Below are 21,476 nucleotides of genomic sequence, written 5' to 3'. Positions count from 1 at the left end.
CTCCCGCATCAGCCCGTGGTCGACGTAGACGCAGCGGGAACGCGCCCTCCGTGCAAGGTGCCGCCTGCTCGACTCCGCCCCGAGACGGGGCCGGAGGACGGGGCTCCTCTCTCAGGCGAGCGGGGTGTCGTCCAGTGCGGCCGCGAGGTCGCCGGGGGTGTCGTAGATCCCCACGGCACCGGCGTCGTGCAGCTCGTCGTCCCCGAAGCCACCGGAGCGGACGACGATCGCCGGCATCCCGGCGTTCTTCGCCGCGACCACGTCCCAGACCGAGTCACCGACCATCACGCTGCGCGTCTCGTCGGCGGCCCCGAGCATCTGCCGCGCCACCTGCAGCAGGTCCGGCTCGGGCTTGGAGGACTCGGCGTCGCCGCTGTCGGTGACGGCGTCGGCGAGGTCGCGGGCGTCGAGGAGGTCGAGGAAGACCTCCACGTGCTTCGGCTTGCCCGAGCTGGCCAGCACCAGCCGGTGCCCGCGCTCCTTGATGGCCACCAGCAGGTCGCGGGCGCCGGGGAGCGGGGCGATCTCGTCGATCATCGTGTCGACCTCCGTCACCCACCTGTCCCGGGCCTCGTCACCGATCCGCCGCTCGACCTCCTCGCCACCGAGGGCGGCGACGAGTTGGTCACCGCCCATGCCGATCAGGCGGTGGATGCGCCAGACGGGGTAGGTCTCCCCCAGTGAGCGGAGCGCCCGGTACCAGGCCAGGGCGTGGTGGTAGTTCGAGTCGACGAGGGTGCCGTCGACGTCCATGACGGCGATGGTGGGTTCGGCCATGCACGCTGACCTGCCCAGCCACCTGGACGATCACCCCCTGAGCCACCAAAATGGCCATTTTGGTGGCTCAGGGGTGGGTCAGTGCTGGTGCTGGAGGACGCCGCGGATGACGGTGCCGTCGCGCTGGTCCTGGTAGCCCTGGTTGACCTCGTCGAGGGCGTAGCGCTCGGTGATCAGCGAGTCGACCTCGAGCGCGCCGTCCTCGTAGAGCCGCAGCAGCCGCGGGATGTCCCGGTAGGCGTTGCACATCCCGTACAGCGCGCCCTGCACCCGCTGCTCGTAGACGGTGGTGATGTTGCCGGGCAGCGCGACGGTCGTCGCCATCGTGTGGTCGGCCAGGCCGGTCAGCACCAGCGTGCCGCCCTTGCCCAGGCAGCGGTAGGCGCCGCCGGTGATCTCCGGGCTGGTCGTGCCGGTGGCCAGGATGACGACGTCGGCCCCGGTGCCGCGGGACAGCTGCTTCGCCAGGCCCGCCGCCTCCTCGGTGCTGGCGACCGCGTGGGTGGCGCCCAGCGTCCGGGCGAACTCCCGGCGGAAGGCCACCGGGTCGACGGCGACGACGGCGCCCGCACCGGCCATCGCCGCGCCCTGCACCGCGTTGCAGCCGACCCCACCGGTGCCGACGACGACCACGACGTCGCCCTGGCGCACCGGCCCGGCGTTCACCGCGGAGCCCCAGCCGGTCGGGACGCTGCAGGCCATCAGCGCGGCGACGTCCAGGGGCAGGTGCGGCTCGATCTTGACGCAGGAGAACTCCGACAGCACCGAGTGCTGGGCGAAGGCGCCGACCATGCAGAAGCCGCCGAGCTCCTCGCCGTCCAGCCGGAACGGCCAGGTCCCGTCCGGCAGCTGCCCGGTGCCGATCGTCGCGCCGAGGTCGCAGAGGTTGGACCGGCCGGTGGCGCACCAGCGGCAGTGGCCGCACGCCGGCAGGAAGGAGGTGACCACGTGGTCGCCGGGCTGCACGCCGGTGACGCCGGCCCCGACGGCCTGGACCACGCCGGCGCCCTCGTGCCCGCCGACGATGGGGTAGCGCTGGCTCTCGAACCGCAGGTGCTCGTCGGAGTGGCACAGCCCCGCGTAGGCCATCTCGACCAGCACCTGCCCCGGGCCGGGGTCGACCAGCTCGAGCTCCGCGACCTCCCAGTCGCCGGGACCCCGCAGCACCGCACCGTGCGTCTTCATCCACCGTCTCCTGTCTCGAGCGTGACCTGGCCCACGCTAGGGGGTCCGGCGCCACCCCCCGCCGTCGGGTGGCACCCAGTGCCACCCCGCCCGGTCGGCGCTGCCCGTCCCCGTACGGCACGATCGACCGTCGTGACCGGCGCCGACACCCCGAGCCCCCAGCAGGCGCCGGAGACCTCGGCCTGTCCCGGCTGTGGCGCGGTGCTCGCCGTCGTCCCCGGTCTGGCCGGCACGCACGCCGGCGCCTCGGCCAGCTGCGCCGGGCTGTTCGCCGTGACGGTGCGCGGCCTCCGCGAGGAGGCCGGGCAGGACGTGCAGGCCGCGTCGCTGCTCCGGGTGGCCGCCGACGCCTACGAGGCCCAGCACCTGCTGCCCGGTGCACCGGCCGCCGCACCGGTCCGGCTCTGCCTGGAGCTGGAGCGGAGCGTCGACCACGCGCGCTCGGCTGCGCTCGGCAGCCGGGTGGACGACGCCGCCCCCCGTGACCTGACCGCACCGGAACGCTGGACGACGACCGTCGCGGACCTGGCCGCCGACCTGGACGTCGTGGACCTGCCGGCCCTGGTGCGCGCCTGGGCCGACGCGGTGTGGACGGACTGGACACCGGCGCACGACCGGCTGCGCGCCGCCGCGGACACGGCCCTGACCGGCTGACACGGCATCACGAGCGGTGAGTTGCGCTCTACATTGTCGATCGTGGACGCGGCGACAGGGGGACGCCGGGAACGCCGCAAGGCGCAGACCCGGACGGAGATACGCGCGGCGGCTCAGCGCCTGTTCGCCGAGCGCAGCTTCGACGCGGTGACCATCGCCGACATCGCCGCGACCGCCGACGTCGCGGTGCAGACCGTCTTCAACCACTTCGACAGCAAGGAAGCACTGTTCTTCGACGGCCGGACGCCGTGGGTCGAGGGGGTCGCCGCCGCCGTCACGGCCCGGCCGCACGGCACCGGACCGCTGGCCGCGCTGCGCAGCTACCTGGAGAGCGACCTCCACCAGCTGCTGGAGCAGGAGGCGCAGCCGGAGCACCGCAGCTACCTGGAGGCCCTGGCGCGGACGACCAGCCTGCAGCAACGGGAACGGACCCTGGTGGAGGAGGCCGGCGGGCGGGTGGCGGCGGCGCTGGCGACCGCGCTCGCGGCGACGGAGCAGCCGGACGGCGCCTCAGTCGACCTGCTCAGCCGACTGGCGGCCGACCTGTTCCTGGTGGCCGGGCGCGTGCTGGTGCTCGCGAACCGCCGGCAGGTGCTCGGCACGGGGCACGGCACCGCGGCGCGTGGACCCGAGCACGCGACCACCGCCGCCACCCTCGCCGTGCTCGAGGACGGGGTGCGCCGGCTCGCCCGCCAGCTGGACGTGCGGATCGACTGAAGAAGGACTCCACCGGCCCCGTCCAGAGGCTCGTCCCGAGCCTGAGGGACGAGGAGGACGGGGTCCTCCCTCAGCCGGGCGGCTGCTGCTCCGACTCGACGATCGGCAGCAGCACGTCGGTGACCAGCTGCTCGACCTGCGCGGTGCTCATCGGCGCCGGACCGAAGGCCGTGTAGCGCTGCCACCACAGCGCCTGCACCGCCGATCCCAGCAGCGCGACCCGCTGGTGCGGCAGCTCACGCCCGCGGGCGGCCTCCCGCGCCGCCAGCTCACGCACTGCGCCGGCCAGCGGGCGCACCAGCGCCTCCTCGAGGCCGGCGCGCAGCTCGTCGTCGTGCCGAGCTGCCCCGACCAGGCTCGCGGCGGCTCGCTCGGCGCGGTCCAGCGGCCGGGTCCAACGGGCCAGCAGCTCGCAGAGGTCGCTGCGCAGCGACCCGGAGTCGGCGGGCAGCTCGACCAGCGGCGCGGTGTTCAGGGCGTGCCGCGCCAGTGCGGCCATCGTGGGCCAACGCCGGTAGATGCCGGCCTTGCCGGCCCGGGCCCGCGCGGCCACGCGGTCGCTGTTGAGCCTCCCCCACCCCTCGTCGGCGAGGATCTCCACCGCCACGGCCACCAGTTGCTCGGACAGCTCCGACGACAGCGGGCGCCCCGGGGGACGGGCGGCGGCGGGTCGCGGAGGCAGATCGGTCGTGGTCACCGTGCAATCGTGCCCAAGAAGGTGGAGTGACCACAACAACCGAGCGACTCCGCATCGAGATCACAGTTCGCCGGGCGGGTCGCGGAGCGCCCTCAGGCCGACGCGGCGGGCTCCACGTGCACCTGCAGGCTGGCTCCGTCGTCCGCCGCCCAGCCCTTCTCGACGGCCTGCGCCACCATCCCGTCGAAACGCTGCGCCCAGTCGTCGGCGGTCGCCTGCGGTTCGGCGGCGGCGCGCAGGGCCGCCACGTCCAGCAGGCCGGTGTCACCCTCGCTCAGCCGGCCCAGGCCCGCCTCGCGCAACGCCCGGTCGACGTCCTCGTCGGTCAGCGCCCCCACGGCCAGGTGCAGCCGGGCCAGGTCGTCGACGTCGGCCACCCGCACCTCGGGCACCTCGTCGGTGCCCCCGATCACCTCGACGATCATCCGTGTCCTCCTCCTTCAGGCGTGCCATGGGAAGCGGGAGAAGTCGGCCGGGCGCTTCTCCAGGAACGAGTCCCGGCCCTCCACCGCTTCCTCGGCCATGTAGGCCAGCCGGGTGGTCTCCCCGGCGAACAGCTGCTGACCGACCAGCCCGTCGTCGATCAGGTTGAACGAGTACTTGAGCATCCGCTGGGCGGTCGGGCTCTTCGCCACGATCCGGCGTCCCCAGTCCAGCGCGGTGGCCTCCAGCTCGGCGTGCGGCACGACCCGGTTGACCATGCCCATCCGGTGCGCCTCCTCGGCGGAGTACTCCTCCCCGAGGAAGAAGACCTCCCGGGCGAACTTCTGCCCGACCTGGCGGGCCAGGTACGCCGAGCCGAACCCGCCGTCGAAGCTGCCGACGTCGGCGTCGGTCTGCTTGAAGCGGGCGTGCTCGGCGCTGGCCAGGGTCAGGTCGGCGACCACGTGCAGGCTGTGCCCGCCACCGGCCGCCCAGCCCGGGACGACGCAGACGACGACCTTCGGCATGAACCGGATCAGCCGCTGCACCTCCAGGATGTGCAGCCGTCCGTTCGCGCCGTCGCCGGCCTCGTAGCCGTACCTGCCGCGTACCCGCTGGTCGCCGCCGGAGCAGAACGCCCAGCCGCCGTCCTTGGCGCTGGGGCCGTTGCCGGTGAGCAGCACGCAGCCGACGTCGGTCGCCAGCCGCGCGTGCTCGAAGACGGCGAGCAACTGGTCGACCGTCTGCGGCCGGAAGGCATTGCGCACCTCGGGCCGGTCGAGCGCGATCCGGACGACACCGGCGTCGACGGCGCGGTGGTAGGTGACGTCGGTCAGCTGCTCGAAGCCCTCGACCGGCCGCCAGGCGGTGGGGTCGAAGATCTCGGAGACGTCGGCGCGGGCACTCACGGTCCCGAACCTAGTCGCAGCAGGATGCACCCGCTCCGCCGAGCAGGTGCCTCCTCGGCGCCTCGTGCGCTGCTCACCACCGGCGAGCAGAGCACGAGTGGCCCCGGACTGGTCTGATGGTGGCGTGGAACTCCGGATCGGGACGTTGAACCTCGCCTCCGGCCGGGACGGTGGCGGTCGCTCGCTCGACGCCGCGACACTGCGGGCCGCCCTGGCGGAGGTGGACGTCGACGTCCTCGCCGTCCAGGAGGTCGACGTGGGCCAGCCCCGGTCGCACGGTGCCGACCAGGCGGCCGAGGTGGCCGCCGCGCTCGGTACGCCCGAGTGGCGGTTCGCCGCAGCCGTCGCCGGCACCCCCGACCCGTTCCGCAGCTGGACCCCGGTCGACCCGCCGGTGCTCCGCGGGTCCTGGGAGACGCTGACCGGCCCGCACTACGGGATCGCGCTGTTCAGTCGGCTGCCGGTGCACCGCTGGTCGGTGCTCCCGCTGGGCGCCGGGCGGGCCCGACTCCCGCTGCGGGCGCCCGACCCGCGCACCGGGCAGACCCGCCGGTGGTGGTTCCCGGACGAGCCGCGGCTGGCGATCGCCGCCGAGCTGGAGCACTGCACCGTGGTCAGCACCCACCTGTCCTTCGCGCCGCACACCGCGCTCCGCCAGCTGACCCGGCTGCGCCGGTGGTGCGCCGAGTTGCCCGGCCCGGTGGTGCTGGCCGGCGACCTCAACCTGGTCGGACCGGTGCCCGCGCGGGTGTTCGGCGCGGCGCGGTTGGTCAGCGCGCCGACCTACCCGGCCCCGGCGCCGCGGGTGCAGTTCGACCACCTGCTCGGCCCGGCCGGCCTGGACCCGCAGCGCCCCGAGGTGCGGCAGCTCTCGCTCGGCGACCACCGACTGGTCACCGTGTCGGTGTCACCGGGCTGAGTTCCGGGCGCCCGAGGGCGCCCGGTCCGTCACCGTGGTGGCGCGCCCGCCCGCCGTCTCGATCACACGGTGCGCACCAGGGACGTCGCCAGGCACACCCCCACGACGAGTGCCACCACGGCCCAGTGGACCCTCGCGGTCTGGCGTCCGCTCATGTGACGTCGGAGCCGGTCACCGCGCGGGCGAGCACGGGCAGGGTCGCGGCGAGCCCGGGGTGTAGCACCGGCAGCGCATCGAGGGCGAACCAGCCGACGCCCGCGCTCTCCTCGTTCAGCGCCAGGTCGTCGGGCTCCAGTGCGCCGGCGGGCGTGGCCAGCACGGTGGTGTAGCTCCAGCCTCCGTGGTCGTCGACCCACTCCGCGCCCAGGACGACGTCCGCGGAGCGCAGCCCGAGCTCCTCCCCCGCCTCGCGCAGCGCGCCGTCGGCCGCGGACTCCTGCGGGTGCAGCGCGCCGCCCGGGGTGCCCCAGGTGCCACCGTGGTGCGACCACTCCACCCGCAGCTGGAGCAACACCTCGACCCCGTCTGCACCGGGCCGGTGCAGCAGCAGACCGGCCGCTCCGGCCAGGCCCCAGTGCCGGTGGCCCAGGGCGCAGGTCGTCCAGCCATCGGTCGGAGAGCGCACGCCGACAGTCTGCCGTGGGTTGGCCGGCCGCCGCGCGGGGCACCGGTCGGGCACGACCGACCGAGGACGAGGGAGTGCTGACGTGGCGAGTGGTGTGGCGAGTGTGTGGGTGCCGGTGACGGACATGGCCCGGGCCCGGGCGTTCTACCGGGACACCCTGGGGCTGCCCGAGGGGAAGACCACCGACGACTGGAGCGAGTTCGACGCCAACGGCCTGATGATCGGGCTCAACGCGCGGGAGAGTGCCCAGCCCGCCACCGGCGGCGCGGTGATCACCTTCCAGCCCGACGGCGACCTGGACGCCGAGGTGGCCGCCCTGCAGGACAAGGGCGTGGAGTTCAGCGGGATCGCCGACCACCCGTGGGGCCGGCTCGCCCCGTTCAAGGACTCCGAGGGCAACGACCTGCAGTTCTACGCCCCACCGTCCTGAGCTGCCGTCCTGATCAGCGTCGGACGACGACGGGCAGGATGAGTGGCATGGAGACCGTGCAGCTGCGCCGATACGTGCTCGAGCCGGGCCGGATGGCCGACTTCCTGGCCTGGTTCCCCACCCTGCTGCCGGTGCGTGAGCAGTACGGGTTCCGGGTGCTGTTCGCCCTGGCCGACGAGGAGCACCAGACGTTCACCTGGGCCGTCGCGCACGACGGCGACCAGGACGAGTTCCGTCGGGTGGAGGAGACGTACCACGACTCCCCCGAGCGGGCCCGGGTGTTCGAGACCTTCCCGGCGTGCGTCGCCGACAAGGAGATCGGCTTCGCCGTCTCCGCCGTCTGAACGTCCGCGGGGGCAGGGACGGTCCGTCCCTGCCCCCGCGGGTCGCTCAGTGCCCGCCGCCCTCGCAGCACTGGTGCGGGTCCTCGATCTCGAACGGCTGGAGCACGCCCCCGGCGGCCCGCTCGACCAGCAGCGTGAGCCGGCCTCCGGAGAACCGCGGCCGCAGGAACCCGTTCGGCCCGGTGTCCACGACGTCGGTGCCGGCCGGCGCCACGCCGATCCCGACGACCTGCTCGATCGCGGTGGTGGCGATCAGGTCGGCCACCGAGACCCGCCCGGTGACCGACGTCGAGCCGGGGAAGCGGACCGCCCGGCCGGCGTCCCCGGCACCGGCCTCGACCAGCGCCGTCCGGGCCGGGCCGGCGACGTCCGCATCGAGGGTGCCGTCGGCCACCACCGGGCCGGCCAGCGCCCGGGCCAGGGCCGACCGGGTCGCCGCCGGGTCCGCCGGTTCCCCGGTCAGCCGGATCGAGACGCCGACCCGGGGCGCCGGGGCGGAGCTGTCCACGTGGGTGCAGACCAGCTCCGCCTCGGCTCCCGAGCCGGACAGCGCCTCGTCGACCGCCGCCAGGAGGTGGGCGTCGGCGATCTGGTCGTCCACCGGCGCCCCGCCCCACCAGACCGCCGTCAGCGAGGCGGTCATCAGATGGCGTCGACGAAGACCGGGTTGGCGTAGAACCAGAGGTCCTCCCACGGGTTCGCCTCCCCGACGACGTCCATGAGCGGGTTGCCGTTGGCGTCCAGCTGGTTGCCGTCGCTGCCCCGCAGGCGCACGTAGAAGGACCGGTCCACGTTCGTGAACGTGTGCTCGAACGTCCACTGTGCCCGGCCGCGACCGACCTCGAAGGTCTTCGCGACGGCGGTCTCCGGGGCGGTGAACCGGTCCCGGTCGCTCGCCTCGCCGGTGATCGGGCCGCTGATCAGGTCGACCTTGGCCAGCTTGGGCACGTCGCCGTTGGCGTTCGCGCCACCGGCCACCTTGACCGTGATGGTCACCGTGACGCTGCCACCGCGGCGCACCCAGGTGCGGCCACCGAGCGTGGCGCCCTGCGGGTCGCCGTCCTTCGCCGAGCGGACCCGCACGTCGAGGCCCTCGATGATCCGGCCGTGCACGGCCACGACCTTGCCGGCCTGCAGGCCCTGCATGATGCCGACGTAGGAGCGGGAGTCCGACCCCACGAGGGTGCTGCTGTACTGGCCGGGCCAGAAGTCGCCGTACTGGGTGATCGGACGGCCGGTGTCGACCGCGTCGCCCTTGGTGCCGTGGGTGTTGAAGTCCAGCGGGCCCTGGATGCGGGTGTCCCGGAACACCCGGTGCGAGTCCGACGTGGCCGTGACCCACCAGGGCTTGCCCTCGGCCAGCAGCGAGTCCCACAGGCCGCCGACGGTGGAGGTCATCCAGTCGAAGCCGCCGAAGGTGCGGTAGGACTCCGGCGGGTACGCCAGGAAGCGGGTGGGGTTGGTGCCGGCGTTGTCGTAGTAGCCGCGGCCGCTGCCGGGGCCACCCTGCGACGTCGGGATGCCGGCGGCCTGGTGACCGGGCGCGCCCTCCATGCCGACGGCGACCTGCGGGGCCGCGTCGCGCCAGTTGCGGATCTCGTGCGGGCTGTCGATGCCCTGGCGGCTCGGGTGGTTGGCGAACATCAGCGCGATCTCGGTGCGCCGGTTGCGCACCTGGTTGTCCAGGTACTTCAGCGCGTCGATGGCGTAGGGCTCCACGTTGCCGGTCACGCCCTTGGCCGCCAGCGCGCTGCCGTCGTAGCCGGCCTCGAAGGCCTTCAGGATGTCGACGGTCGCACTCCCCGGGGGCAGCATGACGGTGGCGTGCTCGGCGCCCGGGATGTTCCACTCCAGGCCCTGGTAGACCATCGTGCCCGCGTACTGCCGGCGGACCTTCTCGATCTCCGGGGTGATCTTGTCGATCGAGAGCTTCTGGTGCGCGACGCCACCGTGGTCGGTGATGACCATCCAGTCCAGGCCGTACTGCCGGCCCTTGATGACCTGGGTCGACACGTCGTACTGCGCGTCCGGCGAGTACTTGGTGTGGATGTGGTGGTCGCCCGCGTAGTACCGGGTGCGGCCGGTCCACGCGTTGGTGGTCGTCCCGGCACCAGCGGCGGCAGCGACTCCCTGGCCGACGCCGGAGACGGCGCCGCCCAGCCCGGCAGCCGCACCGACGGCGGCGGCGGTGGCCAGGAAGGCCCGCCGCGAGACCGACAACGGGTCGTCGGCCTGCGGGTCGGCCCAGGTGCCCTCCACGCCGGAGACCGCCCCGTGGGAGTGGCCGTGGCCGTGGTCGTGGTCGTGGTGGGGGTGATCGTGGTCGTGGCTCATCGAGGCGCTCCCGCATAGTCCGTGCTGCATCTGTCGCGGGAACTCTCCGTCGCCGGTACGGACCAACGGGTGACACCCAGAAGATCATCGGGAGAACTCCGGGAGTCCGGTAGCGCGCCGTACATCAAGCCTCGGCCGGGCCTCCGGCCAGGGTGCGGCTGATTGCCCGGGCGGCGGCCCGGACGCCGGGCGCCATCGGCCGGACGGCGGCCGGGGAGCTGCCCCGCACCACGATCGACAGCGCCGCGACCACCTCGCCGCGGGCGGAGATCGGGGCGGCCACCGAGACCGCGTCGTCGGTGACCTGCCGGTCGCTGACCGCCACCCCGGCCCGGCGGACCTCGGCCAGCACCCGGCGCAGCTGCACCGGGTCGGTGATCGTCTGCGCGGTGTACCGGCGCAGCGGCGCGGCCAGCACCTGCTCCTGCACCGCGATCGGGGCGTGGGCGAGCAGCACCAGCCCGACCCCGGTGGGCGGGAGCGCGAACCGGCCGCCGACCTCGGTGTAGACCGCGACCGCGTCCCGGGAGGCGAAGCGCTCGACGAACACCACCTCGACGCCGTCCCGCACCGCCAGCTGGACGTTCTCGTGGGTCACCTCGTAGAGGTCCTCCATGAACGGCAGCGCCGCCTCCCGCAGGCCCAGGCCACGCGGGGCCAGCGCGCCCAGCTCCCACAGCCGCAGCCCGACCCGGTACCGGCCGTCGGGATCCCGCTCGAGCCCGCCCCAGCTGCACAGCTCGGCGATCAGCCGGTGCGCGGTGGACAGCGGGACGTCGGTGGCCCGGGCGATCTCGGAGAGCGTCAGCGCGCGCCGGTCCCGGGTGAAGGCGTCCAGCACGGCCAGCAGTTTGCTGCCCGCCGTCCTCCGCGCCGCCGACCCCGGGGGGGCCGGGCGGGCTCAGAGCTCCAGGACGAGCTTCGGACACGCGGCTCGGGAGACGCAGATGAACATCGTGTCGTTCGCCGCCTGCTCCTCGGGGGTCAGCAGCGAGTCGCGGTGGTCGACGGTCCCCTCCAGCACTCCGGTCTCGCACGTGCCGCACGTCCCCTCCTGGCAGGAGGACAGGACCGGGATGCCCGCCTCCTCGACCACCTGCAGGATCGACTTGTCCGGCGGGACGGTCAGCGTCGCGCCCGACAGCGTCAGCTCGACGTCGAAGTCGCCGCTGAGCACCCGCTCGCCCTGCTCCTTGGGGGCGAATCGTTCCACGTGCAGCGCCCCGGGCGGCCAGTCGGCGCAGCGCTGTTCCACCGCGGCCAGCAGCGGCTCGGGGCCGCAGCAGTACACCCTCGTGTCCGGCTGCGGGGTGCCCAGGATGCGGTCGAGGTCGATCAGCCCCACCTCGTCCTGCGGGTGCAGCGTGACCCGCAGACCGTGCCCGGTCTTCTCCTCCAGGGCCTCCAGCGCCTCGAGGAAGGCCATCGACGTGCGGGTGCGCCCGCCGTAGTGGAACTCCCAGGTGGCGCCGGCCTCCTCGGCGGCGGCCGCCATCGGCAGGATCGGGGTGATGCCGATGCCGCCGGCGATGAAGACGTACCGCGCGGCGGGCACCAGCTCGAAGTGGTTCCGCGGCCCACGGACGTCGATCTCCGCGCCCTCCTGCACCTGGTCGTGCACGAGGGCCGACCCACCCCGGCCCTCCGGCTCGCGGAGCACGCCGATCTGCCAGACCGCCCGGTCGTGCGGGTCGCCGCACAGCGAGTACTGCCGGGTCAGCCCGCCGGGCAGCAGCAGGTCGATGTGCGCGCCGGGCGACCAGGCCGGCAGGTCGGCCCCGGTCGGGTCGCGCAGCTCCAGGACGACGACGCCCTCGGCGCCCGTCGTCCGCCGGGCCACCTGCAGCCGCAGGTCGACCTCGTCATGCGTGCTGTGCACTGCTCTCCTCATCACGATCGCACCGCCAGGGCCCCCGGCCCCGTCCCGAGGCTCGCCCCGTGCATGCGCGGGGTGAGGAGGACGGGGTCCTCCTTCAGGCGGGGACCGGTACCCGGCGGATGATCACAAGCGGGTCGGTCACCAGGTGGGCGGGTGGGGTGGGCAGCGGGCCCGCCGCCGGGGGCTCGACCGGTCCACCGGCCGGGTGGTCGGGGTGGGCCAGCAGCCACTCCCACATCTCCACCGGGTCCGACGCCTCGGCCTCGGCGCCGCAGTGGCACAGGCCGCGCAGCCGGTCGGAGCCGGGCAGCCAGTTGACCCGCAGCACCCGCTCGCCCTCGAGCACCTGGCGCGGCGCGGGCAGCGTCAGCCCGGGCTCGGACCCGTCCCGGGGCTCGGGGACGGTCACCGGGTGGCCGCCGCGGGGCTGCGCACACCGGCGGGGGTGCGGGCCGGCGGGGCGGCCGGGGCGGCCTCGCCGGTGCCCTCGGCCGCCAGCCGGGCGATGATCCGCCGGGCGGCCAGGCCACCGGTGTCGATGTTGATGGAGAGCTCCTGGTAGCCGTCCGGCTCGCCGGTGAGCACCTTCTCCAGCACGTCGAGGGCGACGACGTCCTGCAGGACGACGGTGCGGTTGCTCTCCCGCAGGAAGTCCGAGACCCCCTCGTCGTCGAGGGCGAAGTCGCGGGCGACGGCCCAGAAGTCGTGCGTGGTGGACTCCGTCTCCGGGGTGATCGCGTAGACGACCTCGACGTGGAAGGCGTCCGGGTCGGTGCCGTCGTCGTCGGGCAGCACCCCGACCGGGGCGATCCGGCTGTGCAGCTTGTACAGGCAGGGCGGGGTGAACTCGATGTCCTGCCAGCGGGTGATCCGGCCGGTGATGCCGGTGCTCTTCGCGTAGAACGGCGGGCACTCGGCGTCGGCCATGTGCCGGCTGACGTAGACGACCCCCGCGGCGTCGTCGACCTCGGTGGTGATCGGGGTGTTCGCCACCTCCGGCGTCCCGATGTACCCGCCGTGCAGGTACGTCTCGTGGGACAGGTCCATCAGGTTGTCCACGAGCAGGCTGGCCCGCGCGGCGAGCGGCTCCATGCCGCTGACCGTCGTCCAGCCGTCCTGGGCGAGCCACGGTGCGCGCGGGATCGCCGTGGCCTCGGCCTTCTCGGCATCGCCGATGAACACCCAGACGAAGCTGTCCTGCTCGAAGACCGGGTAGGTCTTGAGCCGGGCGGTGCGTGGCACCCGGGTCTGGCCGGGCACCGCCACGCAGCCGCCGTCGGCGCCGTAGGTGAAGCCGTGGTAACCGCAGACGACGGTGTCGCCGACCAGGTGGCTGGGCGCCTGGGAGAGCGGGAACCGGCGGTGCACGCAGCGGTCGCTCATCGCGGTGACCTCGCCGGCCTCGGTCCGCCAGAAGAGGATCGACTCCCCGCAGATCGTGCGGCTGAAGAGCTCGCGGCCGACCTCGCGGCCGTAGGCGGCCACGTACCACTGGTTGCGGACGATCGACGTCATGGGTGTTCCTCCCGCTGGTGTCCTCTTCGACGTCTCCACGGTGACGCCCATCACGTCACCTCGACCATGGGGCTTCCGCGTGACGGAAGCCCCGCTCCGCAGCTCCGGGGCCGCCTCACTCCTCGGGGAGGAGCCCGTCCAGGTCCGCCGGCTCCTCGATCAGGCCGTCCTCCTCCATCAGCCGGCCCAGCTCCTCGAGCTGCGCACGGCGCAGGTCGGTGCCGAACTCCTCCAGCCGCACGCTCTGCGCCACCTCCGCCGGCAACTGCGGCAGCACCTGGGGGATCTGGGCCTTGACCGCGTCGGGGTTCTCCTCGGCGTAGGCGAGGGTCTCCTCCAGCGCCGCGGTCATGTCCGCGACCAGCTCCGGGTCGGACTCGGCGAGCTGCCCGGAGGTGAAGAACAGCTGGGTGGGGTGCCCCGCGACCGACTCCAGGCTCGGGTGGGTGACCACGGTGTTCCCCTCGGCCTGCAGGCTGCTCAGGAAGGGCTCGGGCACCCAGACCGCGTCGACGTTGCCGGCCGCCAGTGCGGCGGGCATGTCCGGGAAGCCGAGCTCGAGGAAGGACACGGCGTCCGGGTCGCCCCCGTCCTGACGGACGGCCTCGCGGATGGTCAGTCCGCCCATGCCGTTGAGCGTGTTCACGGCCACCTGCTTGCCCTCCAGGTCCGCGGCCGAGTCGATCCCGGAGTCCGGCGCGGCGACGACGGCGTTGACGTCGGCGTCCCCCGACGACAGCGCGGAGGTCCAGTGGGCGACCACCTCCACGTCCAGCCCGCGCCCCCGTGCCTGCAGCAGGGAGACCGGGTTGCTGGTGGCGAACTCGAGGTCACCGGAGAGGACGGCCGGCAACAACGCCGCCCCACCCTGACCGGTCTCCACGACCACCTGGAGTCCGCGGTCTTCGAAGAACCCCTGCTCGATGCCCGCGTACAGGGCAGCGGTCGGCATGATCGGCAGCATCCCGACCGAGACCTCCCGCAGGTCCCCGGACGAGCCCGACGCGGCATCCGGCGTCTCTTCGGACTCCCCTCCGCAGGCGGAGAGCGCCAGCAGGACCGAGACCAGGACAGGGACCGACTTCCGGACCATCGCACTCTCCCCAATGAGATACATGACGACGTCAACGATTGACGTTGGTCATGATGCACGTCACACCCGTCGACGGCCAGCCCCTCCGTCGCGGCCGCGGTCAGCCGCGGCCGGCCGCCGATCCGCCGCCGAACACCAAGCGGGTCAGCAGCTCCTGCAGCAGTTGACGCTCCCCGGCGGAGAAGTCGGTGAGCTCGCCGGCGAGGGCGAGCTCGACGTCCCGGGCCGCCGCCGTCCGGACGGCCTGCCCGGCTGCGGTGCCGAGGACCAGCTTGTTCCGGCGGTCGGCCGGAGACGGCCGCCGCTCCACCAGCCCGGCCGCGGTCAGCTCGTCGACGAGCAGGACGATCTGGCTGGGGTCGAGCCCGAGCACGTCGGCCAGCTCCCGCTGGGAGACCCCCTCGGCCGCGTCGCACGCCAGCACCAGCACCGACCAGGGGCGGACCCGCAGCCCGTGGCCGGCGAGCACGGCGTTGCTGGCCCGCACCAGCCGGCCACTGGCCCGGGAGAGCAGGAACCCGACGTCGTCGGTCAGTCCGGGTCGATCGAGCTCGATGTCCATGGGACCTCCATTCGTTGACATCATCCAACATCGCGCCCTAGCGTCCGCGCTGGCCCGTCCCGATCGAAGGAGCTCTCGTGGACCTGACCGGCAAGGTCGCCGTCGTCACCGGATCCGGACGGGGCCTCGGCCTCGCCTACGCCACCGAACTCGCCCGCTGCGGGGCCGCCGTCGTCGTCAACGACGTCGACCCCGACGTCGCCGCGGCCGCCGTGCAGTCGATCACCGACGCCGGGGGCACCGCCGTCGCCGAGGTCGTCGCGGTCGGCAGCAGCGAGGCCGCCCAGGCGCTGGTCGACCGGGCGGTGGGCGAGTTCGGCCGGCTCGACGTGCTGGTCAACAACGCCGGCATCCTGCGCGACACGACGCTGTGGAAGATGACCGACGAGCAGTTCGACGCCGTGCTCACCACCCACCTGCGCGGCACCTTCACCTGCACCCGCGCCGCCGCGGTCCGGATGCGCGAGCAGGGCGAGGGCGGCCGGGTCATCTGCATCGGCTCCCCCACCGGCCAGGTCGGCAACTTCGGCCAGACCAACTACGCCGCCGCCAAGGCCGGGATCGTCGGGATGGTGCGCACCTGGGCGATGGAGCTGGCCCGGGCCGAGATCACCGTCAACGCCGTCGTCCCGGTCGCCGCCACCGCGATGACCGAGACGGTGCCCTTCCTCAAGCCCTACGTCGACGCGCTCGCCGCCGGCGACCCGCTGCCGGCCTTCGCCCGCCAGGAGCTGGGCTTCGGCTCCCCCGCCGACGCCGCCGGGCTGGTCGCCTTCCTCGCCTCCGACGCAGCCAGCGGCATCACCGGGCAGGCGGTGGGCATCGGTGGCGACCGGTTGGCGCTGTGGAGCCACCCGACCGAGGTGGTCGTGGAGTTCGCCGACGGCACCGGCTGGTCACCCGACGCCATCGCCGAGGTCTGGCCGCGGCAGTTCGCCGCCGCGCAGCAGACCGTGGGCCAGCAGCTGCCGGAGCCCCCGAAGTGACCGGGCTGGACCTGGACGCGCTGGTCGCGATCGACGTGCACGTCCACGTGCACGCCGACCAACACGGGCACCTGGCCCTGGACGACGAGCTCAACGCCGCCGCCAGCCAGTACTTCAAGGGCGACCCGTACGACCCGACCGTCCCCGACATCGCCGCCGACTACCGGGACAGGAAGATGGCCGCGGTCGTCTTCACCGTCGACGCCGAGGCGGCCACCGGGCAGATGACGCTGTCCAACGAGGAGATCGCCGACCTCGCCGCGCAGCACCCCGACGTGCTCATCCCGTTCGGGTCGATCGACCCGGCACGCGGGGTGGCCGGCATCCGCGCCGCCCGCCGGCTGGTGCAGGAGCACGGGGTGCGGGGGTTCAAGTTCCACCCCAGCCTGCAGGACTTCCTCCCCAACGACCGCGCGGTGTACCCGCTGTACGAGGAGCTGCAGAGCCTCGGCATCCCGGCGCTGTTCCACACCGGGCAGACCGGGATCGGCGCCGGGCTGCCCGGCGGGCGCGGGATCAAGCTGCGCTACTCCGACCCGATGCTGCTGGACGACGTCGCGGCCGACTTCCCGGGCCTGACGATCATCATGGCCCACCCCTCGGTGCCCTGGCAGGACGCCGCGATCTCGGTGGCCACCCACAAGGCCAACGTCTACATCGACCTGTCCGGCTGGTCACCGAAGTACTTCCCGCCCCAGCTGGTCCGCGCCGCGAACACGATGCTGAAGCGGAAGGTGCTCTTCGGCTCGGACTACCCGCTGCTGCGCCCCGAGCGCTGGATCCGCGACTTCGCGGCCCTGGAGATCAAGGACGAGGTCCGGCCGCTGATCATGAAGGAGAACGCGATCGTGGCCCTGGGGCTGCGATGAGGAACGCCGGACTGGGCTCCTGGCCCGAGCGCCGGCTGCGGAGCTCCCCGCACAGGCCGGCCCTCTGGTTCGAGGGGACGACGACGACGCACGGCGAGTTCGCGCTGCGGGTGCGACGGGCCGCCACCGCGCTGGCCGGGCTCGGCGTGCAGCGCGGTGACCGGGTCGCCTGGTTGGGCGCGAACCACCCGGCCGGACTGGAGGCGCTCTACGCGTGCGGCCAGCTCGGCGCGATCTGGGTGCCGGTCAACGCCCGGCTCACCCCGCCCGAGGCGCAGTACGTGCTCGAGCACTCCGGCGCCTCGCTGGTCGTGCACGGCCGCGAGCAGGGGGCGACGGCGGACACCCTGCGGGACGCCCTGCCCGCCGTCCGGCACTGGGTGGCCGCCGAGCCCCCACTGGCCGGCGGCGCCGACTCGCTGGACTGGGCGGCGCTGCTGGCGGAGGCGGAGCCGGTGCATCGCGACGAGCCGGTCACCCTCGACGACATCTGCCTGATCATGTACACCTCCGGCACCACCGGCCGACCCAAGGGCGCGGTACTGACCCACGGGAACATGACCTGGTCGTGCATGAGCCAGGTGCTCGGGTTCGACTTCACCCCCGACGAGCGGACCCTCGGCCTCGCTCCGCTGTTCCACATCGGCGGGCTGAACGGGACGCTCAACCCGACCCTGCTGCGCGGCGGCTGCGTGGTGCTGGTGCGGGGGTTCGACCCGCCGGCGACGCTGGCGGTCATCGCCGAGCAACGGGTGACGTCGTTCTTCGCCGTCCCCACCATGCTCGACGCGCTGAGCCGCCAGCCGGACTTCGGCACCCTCGACCTGTCGGCGCTGCGCACCATCGGCGCCGCCGGGGCACCGCTCCCCCTGCCGCTGCTGCGCACCTGGCTGGACCGCGGGGTGACCGTGCAGCAGGCCTACGGGATGACCGAGACGGCCCCGGCCGGCACGGCGCTGGACAGCGCGGACGCGGTGACCAAGGTCGGGTCGGCCGGGAAGTCGCAGTTCTTCACCGACGTCCGGGTGGTCCGGCCGGACGGGACCGAGTGCCCGCCGGGTGAGGTCGGCGAGATCGTGCTGTCCGGGCCGAACGTCATGGCCGGGTACTGGAACGCCCCCGAGGCCACCGCCGCCGCGATCGTCGACGGCTGGTACCACTCCGGGGACGCCGGCTCCACCGACGAGGACGGCTACCTCTACATCCGCGACCGCTACAAGGACATGATCATCTCCGGCGGGGAGAACGTGTACCCGGCCGAGGTCGAGTCGGTGATGCTGGAGCTGCCCGAGGTGCAGGAGGTCGCGGTCATCGGCAAGCCCGATGCGCACTGGGGCGAGGTCGGCCTGGCCGTCGTCGTCCCCGCGCCCGGGGCCCCCCGGGACGCCGACGCGCTGTGCGCCGCGCTGCGAGAACGGCTCGCCGGGTTCAAGGTGCCCAAGGAGGTCCGCTACGTGGACGAGCTGCCCAAGACCGCGACGGGCAAGATCCGCAAGCCGGACCTGCGACGGACGTACGTGCCAACCGAGGAGGACGCATGACCCGCACCACCACCACCATCGCCGAGCTGCCCTCGCTGAAGGGCCAGGAGCTCGGCACCAGCGACTGGTACGAGGTGACCCAGGAAGCGGTGAACCTCTTCGCCGACGCCACCAACGACCACCAGTGGATCCACGTCGACGTCGAGCGGGCGAAGGCGGAGAGCCCGTTCGGCGGCCCGATCGCCCACGGCTACCTGACGCTGTCGCTGCTCGTGCCGCTGGTCTCGCAGACCTACACGGTCACCGACGCGAAGATGGGCGTGAACTACGGCCTGAACAAGGTCCGCTTCCCCGCGCCCGTGCCGGTCGGGTCGAAGGTCCGGGCCCGGGTGACGCTCAAGGACGTGGAGGAGATCGCCGGCGGGCTGCAGAACACCGTCACCGTCACCATCGAGCGCGAGGGCGGCGACAAGCCGGTCTGCATCGCCGAGTGGGTCACCCGCACCTACGCCTGAGGAAGGACCCCGTCCTCCTCACCCCTCGCAAGCTCGGGGCGAGCCTCTGGACGGGGCCGGACGGCGGGCCGGCAGCGGACCCTACGGTGGAGACGTGCGCATCGCCGTCTTCACCGGGTCCCACGTCGGGCCGCCGTCCCACCAGCGGGCCGCCGCCGCCTTCGCCACCGAGCTGGCCCGGGCCGGCGTCGGCATCGTGTACGGCGGGGGGAACGTGGGCCTGATGGGCGTCGTCGCCGACGCGGCGCTGGCCGCCGGCGGCGAGGTGGTCGGGGTCATCCCGCAGCACCTGGTGGACGACGAGGTGGCGCACCCCGGCCTGCCCCGGCTGGAGGTCGTGCAGACGATGCACGAGCGCAAGGCCGTGATGGCCGACCTGTCCGACGCGTTCGTCGCGCTGCCCGGTGCCGCCGGCACCCTCGAGGAGCTGTTCGAGGCCTGGACCTGGGGGATGCTCGGGCTGCACGCCAAGCCCACCGCGTTCCTCGACGTCGACGGGTTCTGGCAGCCGCTGCTGGACCAGCTGCGCCGGATGGTCGACGACGGCTACCTGGCCGCCAACCGGCTCGACGCCCTCGGCGTGGTGCACGACGCCGCGGAGCTGCTGGCCTTCGTCGCGGGCTACGAGCACCCGGCGCGCAAGTGGACCCCGCCACCGGCCGCCTAGCCTGCTGCCCATGGAGCGCGCGGACGTCGTCGTCGTCGGGGGCGGGCCGGCCGGCGCGGCGTGCGCGGCCGCCGTCCGCCGGGCCCGGCCGGACGCCGACGTGCTGGTCCTCGACCGCGCCGACTTCCCCCGGGACAAGGTCTGCGGGGACGGGATCGCCCCCGAGGCGCTCGACGTGCTCGCCGGGCTGGGGATCGACGTCCCGGCGCTGACCGCGGGGTTCCCCGCCGTCCCCCGGCTGCGCCTGCAGGGCCCGGGCGGGACGACGGTGGAGCGGGCGCTGCACCGGCCCTCGCTCGTCGTGCCCCGTGCGGTGCTGGACGGGCGACTGCTCGCCCAGGTGCTGGCCACCGGCGTCCGGTTCCGCCGGCACACCGTCCGCCAGGTCACCGTGCACCCCACGCACGTCGAGGTCGACGGCGTCGTCCGCGCCGGGGTGCTGGTGGGCGCCGACGGCGCCGAGTCGGTGGTGCGCCGCACGCTCGGGCTGGCCGCCAACCCGCCGGACCGGCTGGCCATCGCGATCCGCGGCTACGCGCCGGTGCTCCCCGGCCTGGACGGCGTGCAGGTGGTGACCACCACCGACCAGCGGTGGCCGGCCTACGCCTGGTCCTTCCCGATCGGCGACGGGCGGGCCAACGTCGGCTACGGCGAGCTCGTCTCCGGGGACGTGACCCGTACCGAGCTGGTCGCCGGGCTGCACCGGATGCTGCCGGGCGTGCAGCCGGAGGGCCTGCGCGCGCACCGGCTGCCGCTGTCGACCGGCCGGCCCCGGCTGCCCGGCGGGCGGGTGCTGCTGGCCGGGGACGCGCAGTCGCTCATCAACCCGCTGACCGGGGAGGGGATCTTCTACGCCGTCCTCTCCGGCGCGCTGGCGGGCACGGCGGCCGGCCACGGTCCGCGGGCCGGCGAGGTGCACCGGCGGCTGCTGCGCCGCCGGCTCGGCGGGCACCTCCGCGCCTCCGCGGTGACCTCCCAGCTGAGCCGGTGGCCGGTGCTGATGGACGCCGCCGTGCGGGCGGCGCAGGCCGACCAGCGGGTCTTCGACGACGTCGTCGCCCTTGGGCTGGCCGACGGGCGGCTCACCGCCCGGACCCTGGCGGCCACCGCGCGCCGGCTGCGCTGACCCGCCCCGTCACAGACTGCCGACCGACGTGGCCACGGTCGCCAGCCCCGTGACCATGACCAGACCGAGCGTCAGCAGCCGGAACGGGGCCAGGGGCAGCCGGGAGCCGTAGGCCACGCCCAGGAGGTTGCCCAGCACCGCGCCCGGCAGCCAGCACGCCAGCAGCAGCCCCACCCGGTCCACCGACAGCCCACCGGTCAGCCCGATCAGGATCAGCGCCATCCCGTTGCAGGCGAGCAGGTACACCGCCATGTCGGCGATGAACGCCCGGGGCGCCACGTTCCGGTGGGAGAGCAGGATGACCGGGGGCGGGCCGTTCATCGAGGTCGTGATGCCGAGGAACCCGCCCAGCACCCCGGCGACCCCCGGGGCGAGGCGGGACGGCGCGCCCGGGTCACCGGGCGGGACAGCCGGCCGCCGGAGCAGGAGGAACCCCGCGGCGACGACCGCCACGACTCCGGCCGTCACCTTGAGCGCGTCGGCGTCCACCCGGTCGAGGGCGAGGTGGCCGAGCAGCAGTCCGGGGACGCAGCCCGCCACCAGGTACGTGGACCGTTGCCGGTCGACCGAGTGCCGGAGCCGGAGGACGGCTCCGAACCGGGTCACCACGCCGACCGTGAGGTTGATGACGACGACGTCGGCCAGCGGGATGCCGGCCAGCAGCAGGAGCGGCGCGCACACCAGGGAGTAGCCGAAGCCCGTCCCGCCGGCCAGGACGCTGGCGAGGAAGACGACGACGCCGCCGGCCACCAACAACGTCCCGTCCACTG

The 21,476-nt window shown here is 73.9% G+C and carries 25 protein-coding genes and 1 pseudogene; 11 read left to right on the top strand and 15 right to left on the bottom strand.

The genetic code is table 11. The features are described from left to right. Nucleotides 1–111: 111 nt before the first annotated feature. Complete coding sequence (locus O2V63_RS20495) at nucleotides 112–777, bottom strand: HAD family hydrolase (RefSeq protein ID WP_269169322.1); 666 nt, start codon at nucleotides 775–777, stop codon at nucleotides 112–114. A gap of 78 nt (nucleotides 778–855) precedes the next feature. Continuing rightward, entirely contained in the window at nucleotides 856–1,962 is a 1,107-nt protein-coding gene (locus O2V63_RS20490) for an NDMA-dependent alcohol dehydrogenase (protein ID WP_269169321.1), read from the bottom strand. A gap of 132 nt (nucleotides 1,963–2,094) precedes the next feature. Between O2V63_RS20490 and O2V63_RS20485 the strand changes: the two genes are divergently transcribed. Both O2V63_RS20485 and O2V63_RS20480 read left to right on the top strand, forming a co-directional pair. Next, nucleotides 2,095–2,616 (top strand): DUF5946 family protein, encoded by a 522-nt coding sequence (locus O2V63_RS20485; RefSeq protein ID WP_269169320.1) that lies wholly within the window; start codon nucleotides 2,095–2,097, stop codon nucleotides 2,614–2,616. A gap of 42 nt (nucleotides 2,617–2,658) precedes the next feature. Next, complete coding sequence (locus tag O2V63_RS20480; RefSeq protein ID WP_269169319.1) at nucleotides 2,659–3,333, top strand: TetR/AcrR family transcriptional regulator; 675 nt, start codon at nucleotides 2,659–2,661, stop codon at nucleotides 3,331–3,333. Nucleotides 3,334–3,403: 70 nt separating this feature from the next. Here O2V63_RS20480 and O2V63_RS20475 read toward each other — a convergent pair whose 3' ends face one another. The 3 genes from O2V63_RS20475 to O2V63_RS20465 form a co-directional block, all read right to left on the bottom strand. Beyond that, the gene (locus tag O2V63_RS20475) at nucleotides 3,404–4,030 is read right to left on the bottom strand and encodes a TetR-like C-terminal domain-containing protein (RefSeq protein ID WP_269169318.1); all 627 of its coding nucleotides are present in this window, start codon (nucleotides 4,028–4,030) and stop codon (nucleotides 3,404–3,406) included. A 92-nt stretch (nucleotides 4,031–4,122) separates the two neighbouring features. Next, nucleotides 4,123–4,455: a hypothetical protein gene (locus O2V63_RS20470; RefSeq protein ID WP_269169317.1), complete on the bottom strand. Its 333-nt coding sequence runs from the start codon at nucleotides 4,453–4,455 to the stop codon at nucleotides 4,123–4,125. 15 nt (nucleotides 4,456–4,470) lie between these two features. Beyond that, nucleotides 4,471–5,361, bottom strand: coding sequence for a 1,4-dihydroxy-2-naphthoyl-CoA synthase (locus O2V63_RS20465; RefSeq protein WP_269169316.1), 891 nt, complete (start codon nucleotides 5,359–5,361; stop codon nucleotides 4,471–4,473). Between the two features lie 124 nt (nucleotides 5,362–5,485). On the opposite strand from O2V63_RS20465, the gene O2V63_RS20460 reads away from it, so the two are divergent. After that, a complete protein-coding gene (locus O2V63_RS20460) occupies nucleotides 5,486–6,280 on the top strand; it encodes an endonuclease/exonuclease/phosphatase family protein (RefSeq protein ID WP_269169315.1) in 795 nt (264 codons plus the stop codon). Nucleotides 6,281–6,431: 151 nt separating this feature from the next. Here the strand turns inward: O2V63_RS20460 and O2V63_RS20455 are convergent, their stop codons facing one another. Next, the gene (locus tag O2V63_RS20455) at nucleotides 6,432–6,905 is read right to left on the bottom strand and encodes an NUDIX domain-containing protein (RefSeq protein WP_269169314.1); all 474 of its coding nucleotides are present in this window, start codon (nucleotides 6,903–6,905) and stop codon (nucleotides 6,432–6,434) included. A gap of 109 nt (nucleotides 6,906–7,014) precedes the next feature. Between O2V63_RS20455 and O2V63_RS20450 the strand changes: the two genes are divergently transcribed. Both O2V63_RS20450 and O2V63_RS20445 read left to right on the top strand, forming a co-directional pair. Continuing rightward, entirely contained in the window at nucleotides 7,015–7,335 is a 321-nt protein-coding gene (locus O2V63_RS20450) for a VOC family protein (protein WP_269169313.1), read from the top strand. Nucleotides 7,336–7,382: 47 nt separating this feature from the next. Then, nucleotides 7,383–7,679 (top strand): hypothetical protein, encoded by a 297-nt coding sequence (locus O2V63_RS20445; protein ID WP_036335646.1) that lies wholly within the window; start codon nucleotides 7,383–7,385, stop codon nucleotides 7,677–7,679. A 46-nt stretch (nucleotides 7,680–7,725) separates the two neighbouring features. On the opposite strand, the gene O2V63_RS20440 is transcribed toward O2V63_RS20445, so the two are convergent. The 8 genes and pseudogenes from O2V63_RS20440 to O2V63_RS20405 form a co-directional block, all read right to left on the bottom strand. Further along, complete coding sequence (locus O2V63_RS20440) at nucleotides 7,726–8,322, bottom strand: hypothetical protein (protein ID WP_269169312.1); 597 nt, start codon at nucleotides 8,320–8,322, stop codon at nucleotides 7,726–7,728. Continuing rightward, nucleotides 8,322–10,013 (bottom strand): PHP domain-containing protein, encoded by a 1,692-nt coding sequence (locus O2V63_RS20435; protein ID WP_269169311.1) that lies wholly within the window; start codon nucleotides 10,011–10,013, stop codon nucleotides 8,322–8,324. The genes O2V63_RS20440 and O2V63_RS20435 overlap by 1 nt, the downstream gene beginning before the upstream one ends. A gap of 124 nt (nucleotides 10,014–10,137) precedes the next feature. After that, nucleotides 10,138–10,854 carry an IclR family transcriptional regulator gene (locus tag O2V63_RS20430; RefSeq protein ID WP_269169310.1) on the bottom strand — a complete coding sequence of 239 codons (717 nt, stop codon included), beginning with the start codon at nucleotides 10,852–10,854 and terminating at the stop codon, nucleotides 10,138–10,140. A 60-nt stretch (nucleotides 10,855–10,914) separates the two neighbouring features. After that, a pseudogene (locus O2V63_RS20425) lies at nucleotides 10,915–11,832 on the bottom strand (PDR/VanB family oxidoreductase); the annotation flags it as partial. A 154-nt stretch (nucleotides 11,833–11,986) separates the two neighbouring features. Beyond that, the gene (locus tag O2V63_RS20420) at nucleotides 11,987–12,301 is read right to left on the bottom strand and encodes a hypothetical protein (protein WP_269169308.1); all 315 of its coding nucleotides are present in this window, start codon (nucleotides 12,299–12,301) and stop codon (nucleotides 11,987–11,989) included. Beyond that, on the bottom strand, nucleotides 12,298–13,407 hold the full coding sequence (locus O2V63_RS20415; protein ID WP_269169307.1) for an aromatic ring-hydroxylating dioxygenase subunit alpha: 1,110 nt from the start codon (nucleotides 13,405–13,407) through the stop codon (nucleotides 12,298–12,300). Before O2V63_RS20415 ends, O2V63_RS20420 begins: the two co-directional genes overlap by 4 nt. A gap of 115 nt (nucleotides 13,408–13,522) precedes the next feature. Next, nucleotides 13,523–14,500 carry an ABC transporter substrate-binding protein gene (locus tag O2V63_RS20410; RefSeq protein ID WP_269169306.1) on the bottom strand — a complete coding sequence of 326 codons (978 nt, stop codon included), beginning with the start codon at nucleotides 14,498–14,500 and terminating at the stop codon, nucleotides 13,523–13,525. A gap of 100 nt (nucleotides 14,501–14,600) precedes the next feature. Next, nucleotides 14,601–15,062 carry a MarR family winged helix-turn-helix transcriptional regulator gene (locus O2V63_RS20405; protein WP_269169305.1) on the bottom strand — a complete coding sequence of 154 codons (462 nt, stop codon included), beginning with the start codon at nucleotides 15,060–15,062 and terminating at the stop codon, nucleotides 14,601–14,603. 77 nt (nucleotides 15,063–15,139) lie between these two features. Here O2V63_RS20405 and O2V63_RS20400 point away from each other — a divergent pair, with 77 nt between their 5' ends. The 6 genes from O2V63_RS20400 (at nucleotide 15,140) to O2V63_RS20375 (ending at nucleotide 20,706) form a co-directional block, all read left to right on the top strand. Continuing rightward, nucleotides 15,140–16,048 (top strand): SDR family NAD(P)-dependent oxidoreductase, encoded by a 909-nt coding sequence (locus O2V63_RS20400; protein WP_269169304.1) that lies wholly within the window; start codon nucleotides 15,140–15,142, stop codon nucleotides 16,046–16,048. Nucleotides 16,049–16,053: 5 nt separating this feature from the next. After that, a complete protein-coding gene (locus O2V63_RS20395; protein ID WP_269169354.1) occupies nucleotides 16,054–16,917 on the top strand; it encodes an amidohydrolase family protein in 864 nt (287 codons plus the stop codon). Continuing rightward, a complete protein-coding gene (locus O2V63_RS20390; protein ID WP_269169303.1) occupies nucleotides 16,914–18,458 on the top strand; it encodes an acyl-CoA synthetase in 1,545 nt (514 codons plus the stop codon). Before O2V63_RS20395 ends, O2V63_RS20390 begins: the two co-directional genes overlap by 4 nt. Next, nucleotides 18,455–18,913: a MaoC family dehydratase gene (locus tag O2V63_RS20385; RefSeq protein ID WP_269161147.1), complete on the top strand. Its 459-nt coding sequence runs from the start codon at nucleotides 18,455–18,457 to the stop codon at nucleotides 18,911–18,913. Before O2V63_RS20390 ends, O2V63_RS20385 begins: the two co-directional genes overlap by 4 nt. A 94-nt stretch (nucleotides 18,914–19,007) precedes the next feature. Further along, nucleotides 19,008–19,580: a TIGR00730 family Rossman fold protein gene (locus tag O2V63_RS20380; RefSeq protein WP_269169302.1), complete on the top strand. Its 573-nt coding sequence runs from the start codon at nucleotides 19,008–19,010 to the stop codon at nucleotides 19,578–19,580. Nucleotides 19,581–19,590: 10 nt separating this feature from the next. Beyond that, a complete protein-coding gene (locus O2V63_RS20375; RefSeq protein WP_269169301.1) occupies nucleotides 19,591–20,706 on the top strand; it encodes an NAD(P)/FAD-dependent oxidoreductase in 1,116 nt (371 codons plus the stop codon). Between the two features lie 9 nt (nucleotides 20,707–20,715). Here the strand turns inward: O2V63_RS20375 and O2V63_RS20370 are convergent, their stop codons facing one another. Continuing rightward, nucleotides 20,716–21,474, bottom strand: coding sequence for a sulfite exporter TauE/SafE family protein (locus O2V63_RS20370; RefSeq protein ID WP_269169300.1), 759 nt, complete (start codon nucleotides 21,472–21,474; stop codon nucleotides 20,716–20,718). Nucleotides 21,475–21,476 lie beyond the last annotated feature (2 nt).

Source organism: Modestobacter sp. VKM Ac-2977 (assembly GCF_026968045.1).
Classification (GTDB): domain Bacteria; phylum Actinomycetota; class Actinomycetes; order Mycobacteriales; family Geodermatophilaceae; genus Modestobacter.
This window is presented reverse-complemented; position numbering and strand designations above follow the sequence as displayed.

Coding starts and splice junctions, on each gene's coding strand:
- O2V63_RS20495 (WP_269169322.1), bottom strand. CDS start 777: ATGGCCGAACCCACCATCGCCGTCATGGACGTCGACGGCACCCTCGTC.
- O2V63_RS20490 (WP_269169321.1), bottom strand. CDS start 1,962: ATGAAGACGCACGGTGCGGTGCTGCGGGGTCCCGGCGACTGGGAGGTC.
- O2V63_RS20470 (WP_269169317.1), bottom strand. CDS start 4,455: ATGATCGTCGAGGTGATCGGGGGCACCGACGAGGTGCCCGAGGTGCGG.
- O2V63_RS20445 (WP_036335646.1), top strand. CDS start 7,383: ATGGAGACCGTGCAGCTGCGCCGATACGTGCTCGAGCCGGGCCGGATG.
- O2V63_RS20440 (WP_269169312.1), bottom strand. CDS start 8,322: ATGACCGCCTCGCTGACGGCGGTCTGGTGGGGCGGGGCGCCGGTGGAC.
- O2V63_RS20435 (WP_269169311.1), bottom strand. CDS start 10,013: ATGAGCCACGACCACGATCACCCCCACCACGACCACGACCACGGCCAC.
- O2V63_RS20415 (WP_269169307.1), bottom strand. CDS start 13,407: ATGACGTCGATCGTCCGCAACCAGTGGTACGTGGCCGCCTACGGCCGC.
- O2V63_RS20410 (WP_269169306.1), bottom strand. CDS start 14,500: ATGGTCCGGAAGTCGGTCCCTGTCCTGGTCTCGGTCCTGCTGGCGCTC.
- O2V63_RS20405 (WP_269169305.1), bottom strand. CDS start 15,062: ATGGACATCGAGCTCGATCGACCCGGACTGACCGACGACGTCGGGTTC.
- O2V63_RS20390 (WP_269169303.1), top strand. CDS start 16,914: ATGAGGAACGCCGGACTGGGCTCCTGGCCCGAGCGCCGGCTGCGGAGC.
- O2V63_RS20385 (WP_269161147.1), top strand. CDS start 18,455: ATGACCCGCACCACCACCACCATCGCCGAGCTGCCCTCGCTGAAGGGC.
- O2V63_RS20375 (WP_269169301.1), top strand. CDS start 19,591: ATGGAGCGCGCGGACGTCGTCGTCGTCGGGGGCGGGCCGGCCGGCGCG.